The sequence below is a fragment of the Acidovorax sp. GW101-11A03 genome (assembly GCF_059424825.1).
Genome location: NZ_JBWKZU010000004.1, coordinates 128,708 through 150,297 on the forward strand (window position 1 = coordinate 128,708; position 21,590 = coordinate 150,297).

At 66.5% G+C, this 21,590-nt stretch carries 21 protein-coding genes and 1 tRNA gene; 10 read left to right on the forward strand and 12 right to left on the reverse strand.

The features are described from left to right. Positions 1-44: 44 nt before the first annotated feature. The 4 genes from AC07Z7_RS03625 (at position 45) to hemW (ending at position 3,719) form a co-directional block, all read left to right on the forward strand. Positions 45-947: a PP2C family protein-serine/threonine phosphatase gene (locus AC07Z7_RS03625; RefSeq protein WP_094286735.1), complete on the forward strand. Its 903-nt coding sequence runs from the start codon at positions 45-47 to the stop codon at positions 945-947. 121 nt (positions 948-1,068) lie between these two features. Beyond that, positions 1,069-1,803: a ribonuclease PH gene (gene rph, locus AC07Z7_RS03630; protein ID WP_494765342.1), complete on the forward strand. Its 735-nt coding sequence runs from the start codon at positions 1,069-1,071 to the stop codon at positions 1,801-1,803. 49 nt (positions 1,804-1,852) lie between these two features. Beyond that, positions 1,853-2,452 (forward strand): RdgB/HAM1 family non-canonical purine NTP pyrophosphatase, encoded by a 600-nt coding sequence (rdgB, locus tag AC07Z7_RS03635; protein ID WP_494765343.1) that lies wholly within the window; start codon positions 1,853-1,855, stop codon positions 2,450-2,452. Positions 2,453-2,468: 16 nt separating this feature from the next. After that, positions 2,469-3,719, forward strand: coding sequence for a radical SAM family heme chaperone HemW (hemW, locus tag AC07Z7_RS03640; protein WP_494765344.1), 1,251 nt, complete (start codon positions 2,469-2,471; stop codon positions 3,717-3,719). 132 nt (positions 3,720-3,851) lie between these two features. Here the strand turns inward: hemW and AC07Z7_RS03645 are convergent, their stop codons facing one another. After that, the gene (locus tag AC07Z7_RS03645) at positions 3,852-4,187 is read right to left on the reverse strand and encodes an I78 family peptidase inhibitor (protein ID WP_094286743.1); all 336 of its coding nucleotides are present in this window, start codon (positions 4,185-4,187) and stop codon (positions 3,852-3,854) included. Between the two features lie 282 nt (positions 4,188-4,469). Between AC07Z7_RS03645 and AC07Z7_RS03650 the strand changes: the two genes are divergently transcribed. Both AC07Z7_RS03650 and AC07Z7_RS03655 read left to right on the forward strand, forming a co-directional pair. Then, a complete protein-coding gene (locus AC07Z7_RS03650; protein WP_494765345.1) occupies positions 4,470-6,206 on the forward strand; it encodes a diguanylate cyclase domain-containing protein in 1,737 nt (578 codons plus the stop codon). 305 nt (positions 6,207-6,511) lie between these two features. Beyond that, the gene (locus AC07Z7_RS03655) at positions 6,512-6,700 is read left to right on the forward strand and encodes a hypothetical protein (protein ID WP_063463045.1); all 189 of its coding nucleotides are present in this window, start codon (positions 6,512-6,514) and stop codon (positions 6,698-6,700) included. Positions 6,701-6,817: 117 nt separating this feature from the next. On the opposite strand, the gene AC07Z7_RS03660 is transcribed toward AC07Z7_RS03655, so the two are convergent. The 9 genes from AC07Z7_RS03660 to AC07Z7_RS03700 all read right to left on the reverse strand — a co-directional run bounded on the left by AC07Z7_RS03660 (position 6,818) and on the right by AC07Z7_RS03700 (position 12,652). Beyond that, positions 6,818-6,905, reverse strand: a tRNA-Ser gene (locus tag AC07Z7_RS03660). Positions 6,906-6,924: 19 nt separating this feature from the next. Continuing rightward, a complete protein-coding gene (ureG, locus tag AC07Z7_RS03665; protein WP_494765346.1) occupies positions 6,925-7,608 on the reverse strand; it encodes an urease accessory protein UreG in 684 nt (227 codons plus the stop codon). After that, entirely contained in the window at positions 7,605-8,315 is a 711-nt protein-coding gene (locus tag AC07Z7_RS03670) for an urease accessory protein UreF (RefSeq protein ID WP_494765347.1), read from the reverse strand. The genes ureG and AC07Z7_RS03670 overlap by 4 nt, the downstream gene beginning before the upstream one ends. Positions 8,316-8,325: 10 nt before the next feature. Beyond that, positions 8,326-8,994 (reverse strand): urease accessory protein UreE, encoded by a 669-nt coding sequence (ureE, locus tag AC07Z7_RS03675; protein WP_494765348.1) that lies wholly within the window; start codon positions 8,992-8,994, stop codon positions 8,326-8,328. A 74-nt stretch (positions 8,995-9,068) separates the two neighbouring features. Beyond that, on the reverse strand, positions 9,069-9,557 hold the full coding sequence (locus tag AC07Z7_RS03680; protein WP_094286751.1) for a GNAT family N-acetyltransferase: 489 nt from the start codon (positions 9,555-9,557) through the stop codon (positions 9,069-9,071). 7 nt (positions 9,558-9,564) lie between these two features. Further along, positions 9,565-11,283, reverse strand: coding sequence for an urease subunit alpha (gene ureC, locus AC07Z7_RS03685; RefSeq protein ID WP_494765349.1), 1,719 nt, complete (start codon positions 11,281-11,283; stop codon positions 9,565-9,567). A 93-nt stretch (positions 11,284-11,376) separates the two neighbouring features. Beyond that, a complete protein-coding gene (locus tag AC07Z7_RS03690) occupies positions 11,377-11,682 on the reverse strand; it encodes an urease subunit beta (protein ID WP_094286755.1) in 306 nt (101 codons plus the stop codon). 22 nt (positions 11,683-11,704) lie between these two features. Further along, on the reverse strand, positions 11,705-12,319 hold the full coding sequence (locus AC07Z7_RS03695) for a HupE/UreJ family protein (protein ID WP_494765350.1): 615 nt from the start codon (positions 12,317-12,319) through the stop codon (positions 11,705-11,707). Positions 12,320-12,349: 30 nt separating this feature from the next. Beyond that, complete coding sequence (locus AC07Z7_RS03700; protein WP_044397060.1) at positions 12,350-12,652, reverse strand: urease subunit gamma; 303 nt, start codon at positions 12,650-12,652, stop codon at positions 12,350-12,352. A 299-nt stretch (positions 12,653-12,951) separates the two neighbouring features. Between AC07Z7_RS03700 and AC07Z7_RS03705 the strand changes: the two genes are divergently transcribed. Further along, on the forward strand, positions 12,952-16,572 hold the full coding sequence (locus tag AC07Z7_RS03705; RefSeq protein WP_494765351.1) for a hybrid sensor histidine kinase/response regulator: 3,621 nt from the start codon (positions 12,952-12,954) through the stop codon (positions 16,570-16,572). Between the two features lie 17 nt (positions 16,573-16,589). Next, entirely contained in the window at positions 16,590-17,657 is a 1,068-nt protein-coding gene (locus tag AC07Z7_RS03710; protein ID WP_094287986.1) for a response regulator, read from the forward strand. Positions 17,658-17,917: 260 nt separating this feature from the next. Here the strand turns inward: AC07Z7_RS03710 and AC07Z7_RS03715 are convergent, their stop codons facing one another. Further along, positions 17,918-18,604, reverse strand: a complete 687-nt coding sequence (locus tag AC07Z7_RS03715) for a DUF3334 family protein (protein WP_063463065.1) — start codon at positions 18,602-18,604, stop codon at positions 17,918-17,920. A gap of 186 nt (positions 18,605-18,790) precedes the next feature. Between AC07Z7_RS03715 and AC07Z7_RS03720 the strand changes: the two genes are divergently transcribed. Then, complete coding sequence (locus AC07Z7_RS03720; RefSeq protein WP_494765352.1) at positions 18,791-19,975, forward strand: S-methyl thiohydantoin desulfurase domain-containing protein; 1,185 nt, start codon at positions 18,791-18,793, stop codon at positions 19,973-19,975. 83 nt (positions 19,976-20,058) lie between these two features. Continuing rightward, positions 20,059-21,099 carry a sensor domain-containing diguanylate cyclase gene (locus AC07Z7_RS03725; RefSeq protein ID WP_094286765.1) on the forward strand — a complete coding sequence of 347 codons (1,041 nt, stop codon included), beginning with the start codon at positions 20,059-20,061 and terminating at the stop codon, positions 21,097-21,099. A gap of 9 nt (positions 21,100-21,108) precedes the next feature. Here the strand turns inward: AC07Z7_RS03725 and AC07Z7_RS03730 are convergent, their stop codons facing one another. Then, a complete protein-coding gene (locus tag AC07Z7_RS03730; protein WP_094286767.1) occupies positions 21,109-21,573 on the reverse strand; it encodes a (2Fe-2S)-binding protein in 465 nt (154 codons plus the stop codon). Between the last annotated feature and the right edge of the window lie 17 nt (positions 21,574-21,590).

The following is a 21,590-nucleotide window of genomic DNA, read 5'->3' on the forward strand; positions in this document are numbered from 1 at the left end:
TTCAGTAACGATGCATTGGTGCATCCTTGTTTGCGTGGATCACTATGAAGTTCTCCGTATTCCAGATCAGCCGCCGCGGTGGCCGCGAGAAGAACGAAGACCGCATGGGCTATTGCTACACGCGCGAATCGGGCCTGTTTGTTCTGGCCGATGGCATGGGGGGGCACCCCGAGGGCGAGATCGCGGCGCAGATCGCGTTGCAGACCGTCTCGGCGCTGTTCCAGCGCGAGGCCAAGCCCCAGCTCAAGGATGTGCAGGAATTCCTGTCCGGCGCCCTGCTGGCGGCGCACCACCAGATCCTGCGCTACGCCACCGACAAAGGCATGCTCGACACGCCCCGCACCACGCTGGTGGCGGCTGTGCTGCAGGCGGGCACCGCCACCTGGATCCACTGCGGCGATTCGCGCCTGTACATGGTGCGAGACGGCGACCTGCTCACCCGCACGCGCGACCACTCGTACATGGAGCTGCGCAACAACCCGCCGCCGGGGCTGGAGCGGATCAACCGCAACGTGCTGTTCACCTGCCTGGGTTCGCCCACCAAGCCCATCTACGACATCACCGGGCCCGTGTACCTGGAGCAGGGCGACCGCATCCTGCTGTGCTCCGACGGCCTGTGGGGCACGCTCAGCGACGACGAGATCGCCAAGCAGCTCTCGCGCAACGCGGTGTCGCATGCCGTGCCCGACCTGGTCGAAGACGCCCTGCGCAAGGCGGGCGACAGCAGTGACAACGTGACCGTGGTGGCGCTGGAGTGGGAGACGCCCGATGCGTTCGAGTCCACCCAGGGCGTATCCACCGACAGCATCAGCGAAGACGTGTTTGCATCCACCATCCAGGCGGGGCCGCTCGACGGGCTGGTGGATGACCTGGACGACGCGGCCATCGAGCGTTCGATTGCCGAAATCAACGAGGCGATTCGTCGCTCTGCTGCTCGAAAAGCCTGACTGACCTGCCTCGGCTGCGCGGCCTCGTGCAGCGGGCGCAGGCCTGCTATCTGACCTGTTTCGTTTTCTGGCGTGCGCCTTGGGCGGCGCATGGAAGGCATTTTCTGGACACCCAAGAACCATGACCACATTCCTTCGCACCGGCGACCGCGCCGCTGACCAGCTGCGCCCCGTGCGCATCACCCGCCACTACACCATGCACGCCGAAGGCTCGGTGCTGATCGAGTTCGGCAATACCAAGGTGCTGTGCACCGCCTCGGTGGAAGAACGCGTGCCGCCCCACAAGCGGGGCAGTGGCGAAGGCTGGGTCACGGCCGAATACGGCATGCTGCCGCGCGCCACCCACACCCGCAGCGACCGCGAGGCCGCGCGCGGCAAGCAGACTGGCCGCACGCAAGAGATCCAGCGCCTCATCGGCCGCAGCTTGCGCGCGGTGTTTGACCTCAAGCTGCTGGGCGAGCGCACCATTCAGCTCGACTGCGATGTGATCCAGGCCGATGGCGGCACGCGCACCGCCGCCATCACCGGCGCCTGGATGGCCGCGCAAGATGCGGTCCACCAGCTGCTGGCCAGCGGCAAGATCACCCAGTCGCCCCTGCTGCAGCCCGTGGCCGCGATCTCGGTCGGCATCGTGCAGGGCACGCCGCTGCTGGACCTGGAATATGTGGAAGACGTGGATTGCGACACCGACATGAACGTGGTGATGACCGGCGCGGGCCACTATGTGGAGGTGCAGGGCACGGCCGAGGGCGTGGCCTTTACCCGCGCCGAGATGGACCAGCTGCTGGGCCTGGCCGAAAAGGGCATCGCCCAGCTGGTGCAGCTGCAGCAGCAAGCCCTTCAGGATACTCACTAATTTATAGCTACTCAGGCATGCTGGTCGGGCGGTAGAGGCCATTTTGACTATGAAAATTGTTCTTGCATCCAACAACCGTGGCAAGCTGGCCGAGCTGCAGGCCATGTTCGCCCCGCTGGGCGTGGAGCTGGTGCGCCAGGCCGACCTGGGCGTGGGCGAGGCCGAGGAGCCCTTCCGCACTTTTGTCGAAAACGCCCTGGCCAAGGCACGGTTTGCGTCTGAGCACACGGGCCTGCCCGCGCTGGCCGACGATGCCGGCATGTGTGTCGATGCCTTTGGCGGCTTGCCGGGCGTGGACACGGCGTACTACTGCACCCAGTTTGGCTACGAGAAAAGCGACGCCAACAACGTGCGCGCCCTGCTGGAGCAACTGCAAGGCGTGGCCAACCGCCGCGCCGCCATGGTCAGCACCCTGGTTGCTGTGCGCAGCCCGCAAGACCCCGAGCCGCTGATTGCCGTGGGCCGCGTGGTGGGCGAGATCACCACCGAACCCCGGGGCGCCAACGGTTTTGGCTTCGACCCCGTGATGTTCATCCCCGAGTTCGGCCAGACCTTTGCGGAGCTGCCCGTGGAGGTTAAAAACGCCCATAGCCACCGGGGCCGCTCTGCCGCGCAGATGCTGGCGCTGATGCGTGAGCGCTGGTTGTAGAAGGGACGGCAAGAACGTGGCCCACATCCCGATCACCCCGCAGGCAGAGGCGGAACCCGCCGTGGTGCGCGACATCCAGCACTACATGCGCCCGGGCCTGCTGCAGCTGCCCAGCCTGCCGCCGTTGTCGCTGTATGTGCACCTGCCCTGGTGCCTCAAGAAATGCCCGTACTGCGACTTCAACTCGCACGAGGCCCGTGGCGACGGGGCGGGTGACAACGGGGTGCCCGAGCAGCGCTACATCGACGCCCTGATGGCCGACCTGGAGGCTGCGCTACCGCTCATCTGGGGCCGCACCGTGCACAGCATCTTCATCGGCGGCGGCACGCCCAGCCTGTTCTCGCCTGCCGCCATCGACCGGCTGATCGGCGATATCCGCGCCCGCCTGCGGCTGGAGCCGGACTGCGAGATCACCCTGGAGGCCAACCCCGGCACGTTCGAGAAAGACCGCTTCCGCGCCTTCCGCTCAGCGGGCGTCACGCGACTGTCGGTGGGGGTGCAGAGCTTCAACGACCAGCACCTCAAGGCCCTGGGCCGCGTGCACGACCGCGCCCAGGCGATGGCGGCGGTGGAAGAGGCCGCCGCGTCGTTCGAAACCTTCAACCTCGACATCATGTACGCGCTGCCAGGCCAGACGCAGCAGGAGCTGGAGCAGGATCTGCGCACGGCGCTGGCTTTCAAGCCGCCGCACATCTCCATCTACCACCTCACCATCGAGCCCAACACCTACTTCGCCAAGTTCCCCCCGGCCATCCCCGAGGACGACCAGGCCTATGCCATGCTCGACCGCATCACCGAGCTGACAGGCCAGGCGGGCATGGCGCGCTATGAGATCTCGGCCTACGCGCAGCCGGGCCACCAGTGTTTTCACAACACCAACTACTGGCAGTTTGGCGACTACCTGGGCATTGGCGCGGGCGCACACAGCAAGCTCAGCTTTGCCCACCGCGTTGTGCGGCAGGTGCGCTTTCGCGATCCAGCACGCTACATGGACAACGCCCTGGCCGGGCGCGCCGTGGCGCAGGACGATGAGGTGCGCCGCGCCGACCTGCCGTTTGAATACATGCTCAACGCCCTGCGCCTGCGCGACGGTTTTGCGCTGCAGGACTTCATGGCCCGCACGGGCCTGCCCATCACCGCGATTGCCAAGGGGCTGAAGGAGGCGGAGAGCAAGGGCCTGATCGAGCGCGACCTGGCCCATGTGCGCCCGACCGAGCGGGGCTTTGACTTCCTGAGCGATCTGCAGGAGCTGTTCCTGGCCGACTGAGCTGGTTGAGCCGGGTAGGGTGCGTGGGATTCCAAGGAAAAAGGCCGTCTGCGCGCAATGGATAAGCGTTTATTGCTATAAAAATTATAGCTATTGATGGCTGCTGCATCGGGCACCCGGCCTGCGCGCCGATCAGCCGCAGCGCACCGCCAGGATGCGCCCGTTGGCATCCACCTCCAGGTTCAGCCGCTGGGTGTCGAACTCCTTGGTGACCATCTGGCCCGGCCGCAGGATGCGCACCATGCGCGCGCCCGACCGGGCCCGCGCCGATTCGACCACCGACGCCGTGCTGTTCTGCCCCACTGCCGCCTGGGCCGGTTGCGCATTGCACAGTGCTTCCGGGGCGGGAGCCTGCGCCTGTGACTGGGTGGGGGCTGGCGCCGGGGTGGGCCCGTGGCTGGCACAACCCGCCACTAGTGCGGCCATACCCAGGCTGGCAGCAGCAGCGACCAAAGCGGTGTTTGTCATGAAACCATCTCCATCAAAAACAGGGCCAGACCATACCGGAAGGTGTGCGCCAAAGGGGTGTCGCTGCGTAACCGCCGGTACCGTGCGCAGACCACCGGGCGCGGCCGGGGCTTGACGCCGGTCAAGACACTGTGGGCTGACCGCAACGCCAGTGCGCGGCCCGGGGCCCGCGCTGGCGGGGTGATGGCTTGACGTAAGGCATGCCCGGCAAAATCGAAAGCGCCTGGATCTGCGCGCCGCGTGGGCCTCTGGCTTCCGTGTTTTGCCGCAGCCCTGTTCCCTATGTCCGACGACCTCGTTCTCCGCCTCATCCACACCCTGGGCGACACCCTGGATGGCCTGGATGTGGCCCTGTGTGCCTTTGACGAAGGCGACCGGACCATCGCCTGGAACCAGACCTTCTTCAAGTTCTTCCCCGAACACGAGGGCCATGTGTACGCAGGCGAGCCGTACCACGCCAACCTGCGGCGGTTCTACACCGGGAGGCTGGATGCGCAGGAGCTGCCCAACATCGAGCGCTACATCGCCGCAGGCGTGGACCGCCACCGCGCCCAGACGCGCCCATACAGCTTCGAGCACCGGGGCCTGCGCGTGCAGGTGGCGTCGCTGCCCATTGCAGGCGTGGGCCGCGTGCGTGTGTGGCGCGCCCAGGCCCTGGCCAACGCACCCGGTGCGGCAGACGCCCCCAACATCCACGAGCCGGGCTACCTGCGCAGCCCGCTGATCGAAAGCACCGAGCTGTTCGACCGCATCCCTGACGGCCTGATGATTTGCGGCGAGGACCAGCGCATCCAGTGGGTCAACGAGCCCTTCATGCAGATGTACCGTTTCACCGAACGGACGGCCGCCACTGGCCTCACCTTTGACGAGGCCTACCGCCACGCCTGGGCGGCCGACGGCCCGGGCGACATGGCGCCGTTTTTTGACGGCCTCTCGATCCTGCAGGAGAACATGCGCTTTGCCGGTGCGCCCTTCGAAGTGCCCCTGCCGCGCAACCGCTGGAGCCGGGTGATTGCCAAGCAGGGGGCGGACGGGACCGTGTTCTACGCGCATGTAGACATCACCGACTTCAAGCGCCAGCAGCACCTGCTGGCCCAGGCCGAACGCAGCGCGCGAGACAGCGAGGCCCAGTTGCGCGAAAAATCCATCCTGCTGGAAGCCACACTGGAGCATATGGACCAGGGCGTGGCCAAGATCAGTGCCACGGGCATCGTGGAGCTGTGCAACCGCCGCGCGCTGGAACTGCTGGAGCTGCCTGCCGAGCTGATGGCCGCCAAGCCCTCGCTGTTGAACGTGCTGGCCTACCTGCGTGCGCGTGGTGAATTCGACGGCGCCTCGCAGGAGATCCAGGACATGCTGTTGCACAGCAACGGCGGTGTTGATCAGCAGCAGGTGTACGACCGCCCCCGGCCCGATGGGCGCATCCTGGAGGTGCAGACCGTGCCCATCAAAGGCGGCGGCGCCCTGCGCACTTTCACCGACGTGACCCAGCGCAAGGAGGCGGAGTCGCGCATCCGCCATGTGGCCGAGCACGACGGGCTCACCGGGCTGCTCAACCGCACGGCCTTTCTGCACAGCCTGCAGGCCGCTGTGACCGACGCGCGGCGCCCGGGCCGGGGCTTTGCCGTGCTGTATGTGGACCTGGACGGCTTCAAGCCCGTCAACGACCGCTTTGGCCACGCGGTGGGCGACCAGTTGCTCATCTGGGTGGCCCAGCAGCTCACGCAGGCCGCGCGTGGCGACGACGTGGTGGCCCGCCTGGGCGGTGACGAATTCGCCCTGCTGCAGCGCGGCGTCTCGGACCCCGACAGCGCCTACCGCCTGGCCGAGCGGCTGGTGCATGCCATCGGCCAGCCCACCGAAATCGAATCCCACTTCATCCAGATCGGCGCCTCGGTGGGCATCGTCATGGCCCCTGCGGACGCGGCCGACGCAGAAGAACTCCTGCGCAAGGCCGACTCCGCCATGTACCTGGCCAAGGCCTCCGGCCGTGGCTGCGCGCGCATCTATGGCATGTGAGGGTGGGTGGGCGCACCACAATCGGCGCTGTCCTACACCCGTGCGGTCGGGCGCGTTTTACGATCACCCGGTCGATACCCCTTCGACATCCCTCCCGCTTGCTCCAAGCAAGTGTTCAGCCCGCACCCTGCGGGCTTTTTTTTGCTTGGCACATCGCATGCTTGCCTGCAGAAAAAGTCGGCCTCTCCCTGGGTCTTTTGACCCTGGTCCATGCACGCCGCATGAAGTGGCGGCACCATCGGTCCATCATCGGTTGCCAGCCTGGGTGTCACGGCGAGGCAACGGCTGCTTGCTACAAAACAAGAATGATCCTGTACAAACCCGGCACCCCATTCATCTACAAAGGCCGACGGGTCACCGTGGACTACATCATCATCCGCCGCACGGGCCTGTGGATCCGCCTGGCCCACAGCGAAGACGTGTGCCGCCCCGAGGACCTGACGCCGATTGCGCCGCAGGGATCGGATCTGGCGGAGAGCGCAGGCCGCACGTGACGAAGGCGTGAACCCTGGTGCCCGCTGCTGTGCGGGTGGCTTCCACGGGTAGGGAGGCTGAAGGGCGGTGGGGAAAGAAAAAACGGGCCGCGCGGGCCCGTTTTTTTTTTGGTGTGGTGGCGGAGACGGTGAGATTCGAACTCACGGACGGTTGCCCGTCGGCAGTTTTCAAGACTGCTGGTTTAAACCGCTCACCCACGTCTCCGGGCACGGAAGCGCGGATTCTAGCCGACTGCAGGCGCTGATTTTTTCAGCATGCCCCGCGTTTCGATGAACCGGATCACCTTGGTCAGCCCGCTCAGGTTCTTCAGATTGGTCATCACAAACGGTTTGAGCAAGCCCTGGGCGTTGGTGCGCATGCGGGTGGTGTCGGCGTGCATCACGTCGAGGTTGGCGCCCACGTGGGGGGCAAGGTCGGTCTTGTTGATGACGAACAGGTCGCTTTTGGTGATGCCGGGGCCGCCCTTGCGCGGGATTTTTTCACCGGCGGCCACGTCGATCACGTAGATGGTGAGGTCGCTCAGCTCGGGGCTGAAGGTGGCGGCCAGGTTGTCGCCGCCGCTTTCCACAAACACGATGTCGGCGTTGGGGAACTCGCCCAGCATGCGGTCGATCGCTTCCAGATTGATGGAGCAGTCCTCACGGATGGCCGTGTGAGGGCAACCGCCGGTTTCCACGCCCAGGATGCGCTCTGGTGGCAGGGCGCCGCTCACGGTCAGCAGGCGCTGGTCTTCCTTGGTGTAGATGTCGTTGGTGATGGCCACCAGGTCGTAGTCATCGCGCATGGCCTTGCACAGCATTTCGAGCAGCGTGGTCTTGCCGGAGCCCACGGGGCCGCCGATGCCGACGCGCAAAGGGGGCAGTGGTTTGGTGCGGTTCGGGATGTGGTGCAGGGTGCTGGTGGTCATGATCGGAAGAGGCGGGAGTATTGGGTTTCGTGCTGTGCCGACAGGATGGCGAGCATGGGCGAAAAGGCCTGGCGCTTGCTGTCCATGAGGCCCATGGCGTGGTCTGCAGCAGGGGGAATGGCGTCGGCCAAGCGCGCCAGGATGCGCTGGCCTGCGCTCTGACCCAGCTGCATGGACTTGAGCGCGGCCTGCACCATGTTCTCGGCCCAGCCAAAGGCGTAGGCCAGCAGCACATCGCGCACGGGGGCCTGGGTGGTGGACGCGGCCAGCGCAAAGGCCACGGGGTAGGTGGGGGGCAGGGCAGCCAGGTGGCGCACGGCGGGCATCAGGGTTGCGTCGCCCTGGTACTGGTTGCGCAGCCAGTCGGCCATCGACCGGCCCATCTGCTCGGTCTGCAGCCGCAGCTCGCTCGTTTCGCGGGTGTGCAGCACCCAGTCGTTGAGTTCGCGCACATGCCCCCAGTCGGCGCGGCGCCAGGCGCTCACGGCCTTGGCGATCAGGGCCATGTCGCCGCGCGCCTGCGTGATGTGCAGCTGGTCCAGCAGCCAGTCGCCCACGGCGGTTTCGCTGGCCAGGCCCGCGTTTTCAATGGCGCTTTCCAGCCCCTCGGAGTACGAGAACCCGCCCACGGGCAGCGCGGGGGAGGCCAGCCACATCAGCTGCAGAAAGCTGGCGGCGGGCAGGGGCGCGGGGCGGTCAAAGCGCATGGCGCGGGGCTCAGTGGTCGTGGTTGCAGTGGGGGCCGTGCACATGCCCCTGGGCCTCCACGGGGATGGACACGGTGCGGCCCCGGGCGGGTGCTGAAGCCGCACCAACCGCTGGAGTTTGTGCGTGCGAATGGCTGTGATCGTGGCCGTGCTCGTGGCTGTGATCGTGCCCATGGTCATGTCCGTGGTCATGCCCACCATGGTGGTGGTGCCCGCCGCCGTGTCCCGCCGCATAGGCCCCGCCTTCGGGCTCAAAGGGCAAGTTCTGCTCGGTCACGATCAGGTGCATGGCGCGCAGCATGTCGGCCAGCACGTGGTCGGGCTCGATCTTGAGGTGGTCGGGCTGCAGCTCGATGGGCACATGGCGGTTGCCCAGGTGGTAGGCAGCGCGCGTCAGGTCGAACGGTGTGCCGTGGCTTTGGCAGTGGGTGATGACCAGCACCGGTTGTGGCGCGGCAATCACGCGGACCATGGAGCCGTCTTCGGCCACCAGCACATCGCCGCCGCGCACCAGCGTGCCGCGCGGCAGGAAGATGCCCAGTTCGCGGCCAGCGGAGTCGGTGGCGGCAAAGCGGCTTTTCTGGCGCACGTCCCAGTCCAGTTCAACCGTGGTGGCGCGCTTGAGCAGCACGGGGGCCAGGCCTTGGCCCTGGGGGAGGAGTTTGGAGGCTTGGAGCATGGAGGTCTGTTCGGTCAGCAAAACGCGCATTGTGGCCCGGGTGGGGCAGCGCGGGGTTACTCACAAGGGGCTGCTCACACGGGGCGGGTCATGAAGAAGCTGTACGGGTCGGGGCCGTAGTCGGCAAAGGGCCCGCATTCGACAAAGTCATGCTGAAAGTACAGCTGGCGCGCGGGTTCAAAAAAGGGCTGGGGTCCTGTCTCCAGGCTCACCCGGCTGAAGCCGCGTGTGCGGGCCTCGTGCAGCAGGTGGGCCAGCACCTGGCGTGCGATGCCCTGGCCCCGGTGGCGGGCGCTGGTGCGCATGGACTTGAGTTCGGCATGCTCTGCATCCAGCCGCTTGAGGGCGCCCGTGCCCACCAACGTGCCGCCATCGGCCCCGGGCAGCCAGGCGGACCAGAAGGCGATATCGGGCTGGCGCAGCTGGTCCATGTCCAGCGCGTGCACGCTTTCGGGTGGCGACACCGCATACATGTCCTGCAGGTGCTCCTGCATGAAGGCTTCGATGCGCGGGTCGCTCAGGTCGTCCAGGCGGATCTGCAGCGGGGCGGGGAGGGCGGCCATGCGTTGCTCAGAACAGGAAATAGCGCTGCGCCATGGGCAGCACGGTGGCGGGCTCGCAGGTGAGCAGCTGGCCGTCGGCGCGCACGGTGTAGGTTTGTGCGTCCACTTCCATCTTGGGCGTGTAGCTGTTGTGCACCATGTGCTGCTTGCGCACGCCACGGATGTTGCGCACCGCGCTGAGCTGTTTGCGCAGGCCGAAGCGTTCGCCAACGCCTGCGTTCAGACCTGCTTGCGACACGAAGGTGAGCGAGGTCTTGGCAATGGCCCCGCCAAACGCGCCGAACATGGGCCGGTAGTGCACGGGCTGGGGTGTGGGGATGGACGCATTCGGGTCGCCCATCGCAGCCATGGCGATCAAGCCGCCCTTCAGGATGAGCGCGGGCTTCACGCCGAAGAACGCGGGCTTCCAGATCACGATGTCGGCCCACTTGCCGACTTCGAGCGAGCCCACCTCATGGGCGATGCCGTGGGCAATGGCGGGGTTGATGGTGTACTTGGCCACGTAGCGCTTGATGCGCGTGTTGTCGTTACGGGCGCTGTCGCCCTGCAGGCTGCCCCGCTGCACCTTCATCTTGTGCGCCGTCTGCCAGGTGCGCAGGATGACTTCGCCCACGCGGCCCATGGCCTGGCTGTCGCTCGACATCATGCTGATGGCACCCAGGTCGTGCAGGATGTCTTCGGCGGCGATGGTCTCCTTGCGGATGCGGCTTTCGGCAAAGGCCAGGTCTTCGGCAATGCTGGCGTCGAGGTGGTGGCACACCATGAGCATGTCCACATGCTCGTCCAGCGTGTTCTGCGTGTACGGCATGGTGGGGTTGGTGGAGCTGGGCAGGAAGTTGTCCTCTCCCACCACGCGCAGGATGTCGGGCGCATGCCCGCCGCCAGCACCTTCGGTGTGGAAGGCGCAGATACCGCGCCCGCCCACGGCGGCGATGGTGTTCTCCACAAACCCCGATTCGTTGAGCGTGTCGCTGTGGATGGCGACCTGCGTGTCGGTGGCCTCGGCCACGTCCAGGCAGTTGCTGATGGCCGAGGGCGTGGTGCCCCAGTCTTCGTGCAGCTTGAGGCCGATGGCGCCCGCGTCGATCTGCTCGTGCAGCGCCTCGGGCAGGCTGGCGTTGCCTTTGCCCAAAAAGCCCAGGTTCATGGGGAAGGCATCGGCCGCCTGCAGCATGCGTTCCATGTTGAAGGGGCCCGACGTGCAGGTGGTGGCCAGCGTGCCGGTGGCGGGGCCGGTACCGCCGCCCAGCATGGTGGTCACGCCGCTGGCCAGGGCCTCTTCGATCTGCTGCGGGCAGATGAAGTGGATGTGGCTGTCGATGCCGCCTGCGGTGACGATGTTGCCCTCGCAGCTGATGACCTCGGTGCCGGGGCCGATGACGATGTCCACGCCCGACTGCACGTCGGGGTTGCCCGCCTTGCCGATGGCGGCGATGCGGCCTGCGCGCAGACCGATGTCGGCCTTGACGATGCCGGTGTGGTCGATGATGAGCGCGTTGGTGAGCACGGTGTCTACGGCGCCGCTGGCATTGCTGCGCTGGCTTTGCGCCATGCCGTCGCGGATGGTCTTGCCGCCGCCAAACTTCACTTCTTCGCCATAGCTGCCCGCGCGCAGGGTGTAATCGGCCTCCACCTCCAGGATGAGGTCGGTGTCGGCCAGGCGCAGGCGGTCGCCCACCGTGGGGCCGAACATTTCGGCATAGGCGCGTCGTCCAATGGTTGCCATGGTGAGGGTGCTCCGCGAGAACTGGTTACTCTGTTTTTGATAGCTGCTAGCGCTTGTGGGATGCGCGAGAGAGGCTGTTTTGGCTTGAAGTTTTTACAGCGCGCCCTGCGTCAGGCCCTGAAAACCGAACACCTTGCGGTCGCCCGCGTAGTCCACCAACTCCACGGTGCGCTCCTGGCCGGGCTCGAAGCGCACGGCCGTGCCGGATGCAATGTTCAGCCGCATGCCGCGCGCGGCGGCGCGGTCAAAGCCCAGGGCGTTGTTGGTCTCGGCAAAGTGGTAGTGCGAGCCGACCTGGATGGGGCGGTCGCCCGTGTTGCGCACGACGATGGTGAGCGTGCGGCGGCCGGTGTTGAGCGCGTGCTCGCCGGGTTCGGTGATGAGTTCGCCGGGGATCATGAAGGCTCCTTGGAAGGAAGGCTCAGGCCATTTGCGCCAGCAGCACGCCACCAAACGCCGCAACACCTGCGCCAGCAGCGCGGGCCAGCCACACATGGCGGTGGCGCAGCGCCCAGCCTGCCGCCAGGCCCGCGCTGTGCAGCAGCACGGTGGCGGTCAGCATGCCTGCCAGGGTCAACCAGGCACTGTCGTCACCCGCCAGTTCGTAGCCGTGGGCCACGCCGTGGAACACTGCAAACACACCAACCACCAGCGCCGCCACGAGGCCGGGCACACGCAGGCGCGACACGACCAGCAGGCCCGTGACCAGCAGCGACGCGGCAATCATGGGCTCCACCGCAGGCAGCGCCACACCCTGCAGGCCCAGCACGGCGCCCACCAGCAGCATGGCTGCAAAGCCCACGGGGCCCCACAGCAGATCGCGCCCGGCGCTGCGCGCGGCCAGGGCGCTCCACAGGCCCACGGCCACCATCGCGGCCAGATGGTCCAGGCCGAACAGGGGGTGGGCAAAGCCGCTCAGAAAACTGTTGTGGATGTGGGATTCAGCGCCTGTATGGGCGCTGGCGCCTGTGCTGACTGCGCTGGCAGCTATGAAAAGAAGAGCGGCTGTGTGGCGGTGTGAGAGGGCGATGCGCATGGGGGCTCCACGGAGAAGAGAGAAAAGGGGTCAGACGATGGGCTGGTGCACGGTGACGAGCTTGGTGCCGTCGGGGAAGGTGGCCTCGACCTGGATGTCCGGAATCATCTCGGCGATGCCCTCCATCACATCGGCGCGGGTCAGCACGGTGCGGCCCTCGCTCATGAGCTGCGCCACGGTCTTGCCGTCGCGGGCGCCTTCCATCACGGCGGCGCTGATCAGGGCCACGGCCTCGGGGTAGTTGAGCTTCAGCCCCCGGGCCTTGCGGCGCTCGGCCAGCAGGGCGGCAGTGAAGATCAGCAGCTTGTCTTTTTCGCGAGGAGTTAATTCCATTTCGTTTCACTCAAAGCTGGGGTCAATAGCTCGCGCGACCGCCGAGGCGGTCGAACACGAGGGGTCAGTTCCATGTCGTTCTGCTCAATGTAAGGAGGGGTGGGCTCGTGTGGCGTGTTGTCCAGGCCGAACTCACGGGGCAATCGTCATCGATGGCCATGCGGTCCGAAGGGCAGCGGATTCATCATAGGCAGCAAGCCCCGTGCCCGCCATACGCCAGAGGGCGAAGGTGCCTTGAACATGAAGCCGACCCGTGGCATGGAAACTGCACTTGCAAGGGCTGTCGCCGCCCTTTGCCCATGCCCCCCTCCACTGCCTCCCTTGCACCGCCTGACGCGGCCTCGGCCCCCGTGCTGGGGCCGGATGCCGACGCGCAGGCGCCGCAGCAGGTGGTCAAGGTCCGGCGCGACTACAACAGCTGGGTGGCCACCGAGACCATGGAGGACTACGCGCTGCGCTACACCCCCCAGCGCTTTCGCAAATGGTCTGAATGGCGCGTGGCCAACACCGCGTTCGGCGCGGCCTCGTTCCTGATCCTCGAAGCCGTGGGCGCCACGCTGCTGGTGCAGTACGGCTTCATCAACGCCTTCTGGGCCATCGTTGCCACGGGGCTCATCATCTTTTTGGCGGGGTTGCCCATCAGCGTCTATGCCGCGCGCTACGGGGTGGACATGGATCTGCTCACGCGCGGCGCGGGCTTTGGCTACATCGGCTCTACGCTCACCTCGCTGATCTACGCGAGCTTCACCTTCATCTTCTTCGCGCTCGAAGCCGCCGTGATGGCCTACGCGCTGGAACTGGCGCTCGACATCCCGCCCACCTGGGGCTACCTGATCTGCGCCATTGTGGTGATTCCGCTGGTCACCCACGGCGTGTCGGCCATCAGCCGCCTGCAGGTGTGGACGCAACCGCTGTGGCTGGTGATGCTGGTGGTGCCATTTGTGTATGTGCTGATGCGCGATCCTGGTGCATTCTCGGGCGTTGTGCACTATGGTGGTGAATCGACGCGCGGTGCCACGTTCCAACTGCCCTTGTTTGGTGCGGCGCTCACCGTGGGTATTGCACTCATTACCCAGATGGGGGAGCAGGCCGACTACCTGCGTTTCATGCCCGCCCGCACCGCCACCACGCGTGGGCGCTGGTGGCTGGGCGTGCTGGTGGGCGGGCCGGGCTGGGTGGTGCTGGGCGTGCTCAAGATGCTGGGCGGCGCACTGCTGGCCTGGCTGGCCCTCAAGCACATGGTGCCCACCGAGCGTGCGGTGGACCCGAACCAGATGTACCTGGTGGCGTACGAATATGTGTTCCCGCACTACGGCTGGGCGGTGGCGGCCACGGCGCTGTTTGTGGTGGTGTCGCAGATGAAGATCAATGTGACCAATGCCTACGCGGGGTCGCTGGCCTGGTCCAACTTCTTCTCCCGCCTCACGCACAGCCACCCGGGGCGGGTGGTGTGGGTGGTGTTCAACACGCTGATCGCCTTCATGCTGATGGAGATGAACGTGTTCCGCGCCATGGGTGAGGTGCTGGGGCTGTACTCCAACATCGCCATCGCCTGGATCATGTCGGTGGTGGCCGATCTGGTCATCAACAAGCCACTGGGCCTGTCACCCAAGGGCATCGAGTTCAAGCGTGCGCACCTGTACGACATCAACCCGGTGGGCGTGGGGGCAATGGCGCTGGCGTCCGTCGTGTCCATCAGCGCCCACCTGGGGCTGTTCGGCCCGCTGCCGCAGGCGTTCTCGGCCGTCATCGCGATGGCCGTGGCCTTTGTGACTGCGCCGCTGATCGCCTGGGCCACGCGGGGCAAGTACTACATCGCACGCCAGAGCCATCCGGTGCCCGAGCCCGTGGCTGTGCCCATGCAGGGCCCTGTGCCCGGCGCCCGGGCGGCCGACCTGGGCAGCTACCAGCGCCTCACGGTGCAGCGCTGCGTGATCTGCGAGCGCGAGTACGAGGCCCCCGACATGGCGCAGTGCCCGGCTTACCGGGGTGCCATCTGCTCGCTGTGCTGCACGCTGGACGCGCGCTGCGGCGACCTGTGCAAGCCGCATGCGAGCATGGCCGTGCAATGGTCGGCCGCGCTGCGCTGGGTGCTGCCGCGTGCCATCTGGCGCTACCTGGACACGGGCCTGGGCCACTTTCTGCTGCTGATGCTGGTGATTGCGCCGCTGCTCGCGGCCGTGATGGGGCTGCTCTACCACCAGGAGCTGAACACCATTGCCCAGGCCATGACGGACACTGAAGTGGCGGCCGCGCCCGAGGTGGCCTTGCGCTCGGGCCTGCTCAAGGCCTATCTGGCGCTGCTGGTCATCTCGGGCATCGTGGCCTGGTGGCTGGTGCTGGCGCACAAGAGCCGCCAGGTGGCACAAGAGGAATCCAACCGCCAGACGGGCCTCTTGGTACGCGAGATCGAGTTGCACCGCCAGACCGACGAGGCGCTGCAGACCGCGCGCAGTGTGGCCGAGCAGGCCCGCCAGCAGGCCGAGGCCGCGCGTGCGCTGGCCGACCAGGCCAACCAGGCCAAGAGCCGCTACATCAGCGCCATCAGCCACGAGATACGCACGCCGCTCAACTCCATCCTGGGCTACGCCCAGTTGATGGGCGAGGACGCGGGCGTGCCGCCGCACCGCAAGCAGGCGGTGCATGTGATACGGCGCGGCGGCGAACATTTGTTGTCGCTGATCGAAGGCACGCTGGACATCGCGCGCATCGAATCCGGCAAGCTCACGCTCGATGTCGCGCCCATGCGCTTTGCTGACGGCCTGCATGAGATGGCCGCTTTGTTCGAGCTGCAGGCCGCTGCCAAGGGCCTGGCGTTCACGTTCGATGTACAAGGGGTGATTCCGGAAGTCGTGCGCGCCGACGACAAACGCCTGCGCCAGATCCTCATCAACCTGCTGGGCAACGCCGACAAGTTCACCGCGCAGGGCACCGTCACGCTGCGGGTGCGCTATGCGCGCGAGATGGCGCGCATCGAGGTGCAGGACACGGGGCCGGGCCTCACGCCCGGCGAGATCGAGCGCATTTTCGAGCCCTTTGCGCGCGGCGGTTCGGCCGGTGCGCCCTCGGCCCCCGGCGCGGGGTTGGGTCTCACCATCGCCAAGATGCTCACCGCGCTCATGGGCGGCGAGCTGACGGTGAGCAGCACCCCGGGCCAGGGCTCGGTGTTCCAGGTCAAGCTGTTTCTGCCCGAGGTGCATGCCGAGGCCCTGGGCAAGGCCGCCGCGCCCGTGGCCGTGCAGGCCCGGCGGGCGCGCAAGGGCTACGCGGGTGAGCGCCGCCGCATCCTGGTGGTGGACAACGAAGAGCCCGACCGCGAGTTGCTGGTGCAGCTGCTGGAACCCCTGGGCTTCGAGCTGCGCCAGGCCGCCAGCGGCCACGACGCGCTGGACCTGCTGGCCGCCGGTTACCGGCCGCATGCCATCTTCATGGACCTGGCCATGCCCGGCATCGACGGCTGGGAGACGCTGCGGCGGGTGCGGCAGATGCAACTTCCGAATGTCCAGTGCGCCATCGTCTCCGCCAATGCGTTCGACAAGGCGCTGGACAACGACGTGGACATCCGCCCCGACGATTTCATCGTCAAGCCCGTGCGCCACACCGAGCTGCTGGACTGGCTGGAGCGCCGCCTGGGGCTGCAATGGTGGTACGAGGGCGATGCGCTGGCGCAGCCTACAGCCCCGCAGCCCCCGCACCCGGCATTCCCCACGGCCGAGCCATTGAGCTACCCCAACGCCGCCGCCCTGGCCGCGCTGGCCCAGGCCGTGGCGCTGGGCTACTACCGGGGCATCCTCAACACCTTGGACGAGATCGAACGCAGCCAGCCCACCCACCAGGCGTTTGTGCACACCATGCGCCAGATGGCGCGCGAGTTCCAGTTCGACGCCATGGGCCAGATCCTGGAGCAGGCCCCCTCGTGACGATGAGCACCACCCCCATGACCGCGACCTTGCCCCCTTCCACCCCGGCAACCCCCGCGCTGGCCGCGCTGGACCGCAGCGACAGTGACGTGGTGCTGATCGTGGACGACGTGCCCGACAACCTGGCCGTGCTGCACGACGCGCTCGACGAATCGGGCTACACCGTGCTGGTCGCCACGCATGGCGAGGCCGCCCTGCAGCGCGCCGCGCAGGCCCTGCCCGACATTGTTTTGCTCGACGCCATGATGCCCGGCATGGACGGCTTTGAAGTCGCCCGGCGCCTCAAGGCATCGCCCGCCACCGCGCACATTCCCATCATCTTCATGACCGGCCTGACCGAAACAGAACATCTGGTGGCAGCGCTGGAGGCGGGGGGCGTGGACTACGTGACCAAGCCCATCAAGCCGCGCGAAGTGATGGCGCGCATGGGCGTGCACCTGGGCGCAGCGCGCAAGGCCCGGCAGGACGCCCGCCAGGCGCGCGAGGCGCGCAACGCGCTCGATGCCTTTGGCTACGCCAGCATCACCGTGCGCGCGGTGGACGGCCGCATCGTGTGGCAGACCCCGCTGGCGCGCGAGCTGCTGCAAAGCTACTTTGGCGAGGTGGGCCCCGATGGCACGCCCACCGCCTTTGGCCAATGGGCGCCCGAGCCGGTGCAGGCCTGGCTGCGCCGCCACGTGCTGGCCGACAACGCCGCCGAACTGCTGGCCGCATCGCTGGCCGAGCCGCCGCGCCTGGCCGTGGAGCAGGGCGCGCGCCGCCTCACCTTCCGCCTGCACCAGCAGGCGGGCGACAGCGCTGGCGGTGGCGACTGGCTCATCGTGATGCGCGAGGTGTCGGACGCCAAGATCATCGAATCCATGAGCCTGTCCTTCAAGCTCACGGCGCGCGAGGCCGAGGTGCTCTACTGGGTGGTCAAGGGCAAGATCAACCGCGACATCGGCGACATCCTGGGGGCCAGCCCCGCCACCGTGAAGAAACACCTGGAGCGCGTGTTCGCCAAGCTGGGGGTGGAGACGCGCACGGCGGCGGCGGCGATGGCCATGAACCGCATCCGGCAACTGCACCCGCAGTTTGAGGGCTGAGAAGGTGTGAACGAACCCGCCATGCCCGCTCATCCCGCCAAAACACACCCGCTCGTCGTTGCCAATGCTAGCCATAGCCCGCGCTATGGCTGCGCTTTGCGCCTAGATCGGGCGCGTTGTGGCGGCCTGCTCGGGCACGCCGGATTCATTCGCACCTTCTAATTTTTGAAGGCTTTTTGGCCGTCTGCGTGCGCTGGTAAAGGGTTTTTAGCTATCTATTTTGAATGGATAGCGCCCCTGGCGCGGGCGCTTCTTGCTTCTTACATCCCCAGCGACTTGAGCAGCGCGTCGGTGTCGTCCTGCCCGGCAGGTGGTGGCGCGGGCACCGGGGGGCCTTCCTGCGACTGGGCCATCAGGGCGTCGGGGTCCGGGGCTTCCTGGGCCTCGAAGTCGTAGAGCTTGATGAACTCGGTGCGGTCAATCGCCAGTTCCAGGTAGAAGATGTTGTTGTTGGCGGTGTAGAAGGTCACGCGCCGGGCCTCGGGCTTGTCGAGGTTGGCGTCCACGCTCAGCTGCACCTGCTTGTTCAGCACCAGCATCTTGGGCTGGTTCTGGGTGATGTGGGTCTGCAGCTCGCGCCGCACCTTGCCGGTGAAGTCGCCCACCACCTGGTTCATCAGCTCGCCCATCACATTGCTGACCTCGTCGGAGGTGTACGAGCTGACAAGGTCGTCCTTGGACATGCCCATGTTCAGCAGGTAGTTGGCGTACAGCTCCATCGCAGCCTGGCCGCTGAAGTTGATGATCACCAGGCCCGAGAAGCCGCCGTCGAACAGCACAAAACAGCCGATTTCGGGCCGCAAGCAGGTCTTGCTGATGCGCTGCACCATGCCGGAGTAGTGGATCTGGCTGTGGGTGGCCACGCCCAGCACGCGGGTGACGGAGTTGCACAGACTGATCAAGAGGTCTTCGGTGCTGTAGACGGAGGGTTTTTCGGGGGTGCTCATGGTGGGGTGTGGCCGTCGGCCAGAAAACGACTTGTTGCACAGCATAGGCGATGACGCCCCCGGAAACCAGAGTGTTGGCCCTGCCGTGGCGCGCGTCGCCACCCGGTGCGGGGGGAGCACAACGCCAATTGACTTTCGACCCGGCTTGGGTATCGTGCTTTCCATCCAACAGAGGGGGTGTGCTTGATGGGCAATGTCTATTTCTATGGCCTGACCGATTTCCAGGCGATTGCCACCGGGGCGGCCGTGCTGGCCAGCGGTGGTGGTGGCAGCTACCACGATGCCTGCGCCATCGTGCAGCAGCTGGCAGACCAGGGCTACACCGGCACGGTGCAGGTGCAGGACTACGACGGTGCCACCAACGCCTGCGTGCTGGCCATCATGGGCTCGCCCGACGCGGCCGACAACCTCACCCTCACGGCGGTGCAGAACTCCATCAGCAACACCGTGGCCGTGATGCAGGCTTACACCGGCATGCAGCCGGGCGCCTTCATCCCGGTGGAGATCGGGCCCATCAATTCGCTGGTGCCGCTGATCGGTGCGGCCATGTCGGGTGGCAGCATCTGGGTGGTCAATGGCGACGGCGCGGGCCGTGCCGTGCCCGAACTGCCCCAGACCACCTTCACCGCCCCCACCGGGCCAGCGCCCAGCCCCGCCGTGCTGGCCAGCGATGCGTCCACGCTCGTGGCGGCGGAATATGCGGTGCTGGGCTCTGCCACGGCGTCCGGCATCGAGTCACTGGCAGGCGGCGTGGTGGGCGGTTTTGGCGGGTATTCGGGCATTGCGATGTGGCCCTCCAACGCTGGCAACCAGTTTGCGTTGTCGGGCAGCTACATCCCGGGCACGCTGGAGCAGGCACGCCAGCTGGGCCTGCAGCTCTTGCAGGCGGTCACGCCGCTGAGCACCCAGGCCGTGGCTGCGGGCATTGAGGAGATCACCGGCCGCACCGCGCGTGCCGTGGTCAGCAACTTCTATATCACCTCGGTCACCCAGTCCACCTCCAGTGCATCGCTGGATTCGGGCATCATCCGGCTGGACAATGCGCAGGACCCGGCCCAGAGCACCGAAACGCACTACCTCTATAACCTCAACGAGAACCTGATCATGTATTCGGCGGCGAGCACCACCCCCGACGTCATTGCGCCCGACTCGATCTGCTACTACTCCGAAAGCACGGGGCGTGGGTTTTCGAACGCCAGCGACGACCTGGCCCAGTATTTCGATGCCGCCACGGGCCGCAGCACCGGCAACATGGTGAGCGTGATTGCGGTGCAGACCGCCCCCCAGCTCTACAACACCCCCGGGGTGGTGGCGTCGTTTGCAGCGCTGTTGCGCAATATTGGCTACGCAGGTGGCATGCCCCCGGCCTGAAGATTGGTTGAAGACGGAAACCCGAAGCCTGGTGCAAGACACCTGATAGAAACGGAATGCTGTGAAAAATAATGGCCACGGGTATGGGTGAAGTAGACCTGAACAAGGAGCGGCTGGAACTGGCCCTGGAGGCGGCTGGACTGGATCTGTGGGAGAACGATCTCATTACCGGCAACGTCACGCGCAAGGCCACCAAGACTTTCGAGGAGCTGGGCTTTACCGAAGATGAAATCGTCTCGGGCGTTCAGGACATCTACGGCCTGTTCCACCCCGACGACATCGACACCGTGCGCAAGGCGGTGGCAGACCACCTGACGGGTGTCACGCCGCAGTACCGCTGCGAGTTCCGGCTGCGCTCCAAAAGTGGCGAGTGGGTCTGGTTTGCCAACTACGGCCGCATCATGGACGGCCACAGCGCCACGCCGGGAAAACGCTTGATCGGAGTCACGTTCAACATCCACGACCGCAAGTGCCGCGAGACCGAGATCGCCCAGATCAACCAGCAGCTCACCGAGCAGAACCGCCTGCTGCAGCAGCTCAACACCGCGCTGGAGCGGCTGGCCGCCAACGACTCGCTCACCGGCCTGTCCAATCGCCGCACGCTGATGGAGCTGGGCGCCAAGGAGTACAAGCGCACCGAGCGTTTTGGCCACCCGCTGTCGCTGCTGGTAGTGGATATCGACCTGTTCAAGGCCGTCAATGACGCCTATGGCCACCTCGCGGGCGACCGCGTGATCTGTGCCGTGGCCCAGGCGTGCGCAGCGCGCAAGCGAAGTGGTGTGGACATCGTGGCGCGGTTCGGTGGCGAGGAGTTTGTCATCGTGCTGCCAGAGACCGATGGCCCGAGCGCACTGCGCGTGGCTGAAACGCTGCGCCAGGATGTCGAGGCGCTGCGGGTGGCGGTGGGCGACGCGGGGAAGGACGTGGCGGTCACCGTCAGCATCGGGGTGGCGACCCTGCACAAGGGATCGGGGCTCGACTTTGAAGAACTGGTGAACCGTGCCGACAAGGCCCTTTACCAGGCCAAGGGCACGGGGCGCAACGCCGTGTACGTCGCTGATGCGCAGCCCGATGACGGCGGCATGGCTGCACCGACGCAACTGGATCTGGGCGGCGGGATCTAGAGAGGATGTCTAGCCCTGGCGCGGTGCCTGGGCCGCCTGGTGGATGGCCGCCCGGATGCGCGGGTAGGTGCCACAGCGGCAGGCGTTGCCCGACATGGCGGCGTCAATCTCCGCATCGCTGGGTCGGGCGGTCTTCTTGAGCAGTGCGCAGGCCGACATGAGCTGCCCGCTCTGGCAGTAGCCGCACTGCGCCACGTCCACCGCCGTCCATGCCGCGCGCAGGGCCGTGGCTTCGGGGCCCTGCAGGCCTTCGATGGTGGTCACATCCGCATCGCCCACGGCCGACAGCGGCGTGATGCAGGCGCGCACGGGCTCGCCATTCAGGTGCACGGTGCACGCGCCGCACAGCGCCATGCCGCAGCCAAACTTGGTGCCGTTCATGTGCAGCTCGCCGCGCAGCACCCATAGCAGCGGGGTGTCGGGTTCGGCAGCGACGGAGACGGCTTTGCCGTTGATGCGCAGGGTGGTGGACATGGTGGTTCCTCGAATCG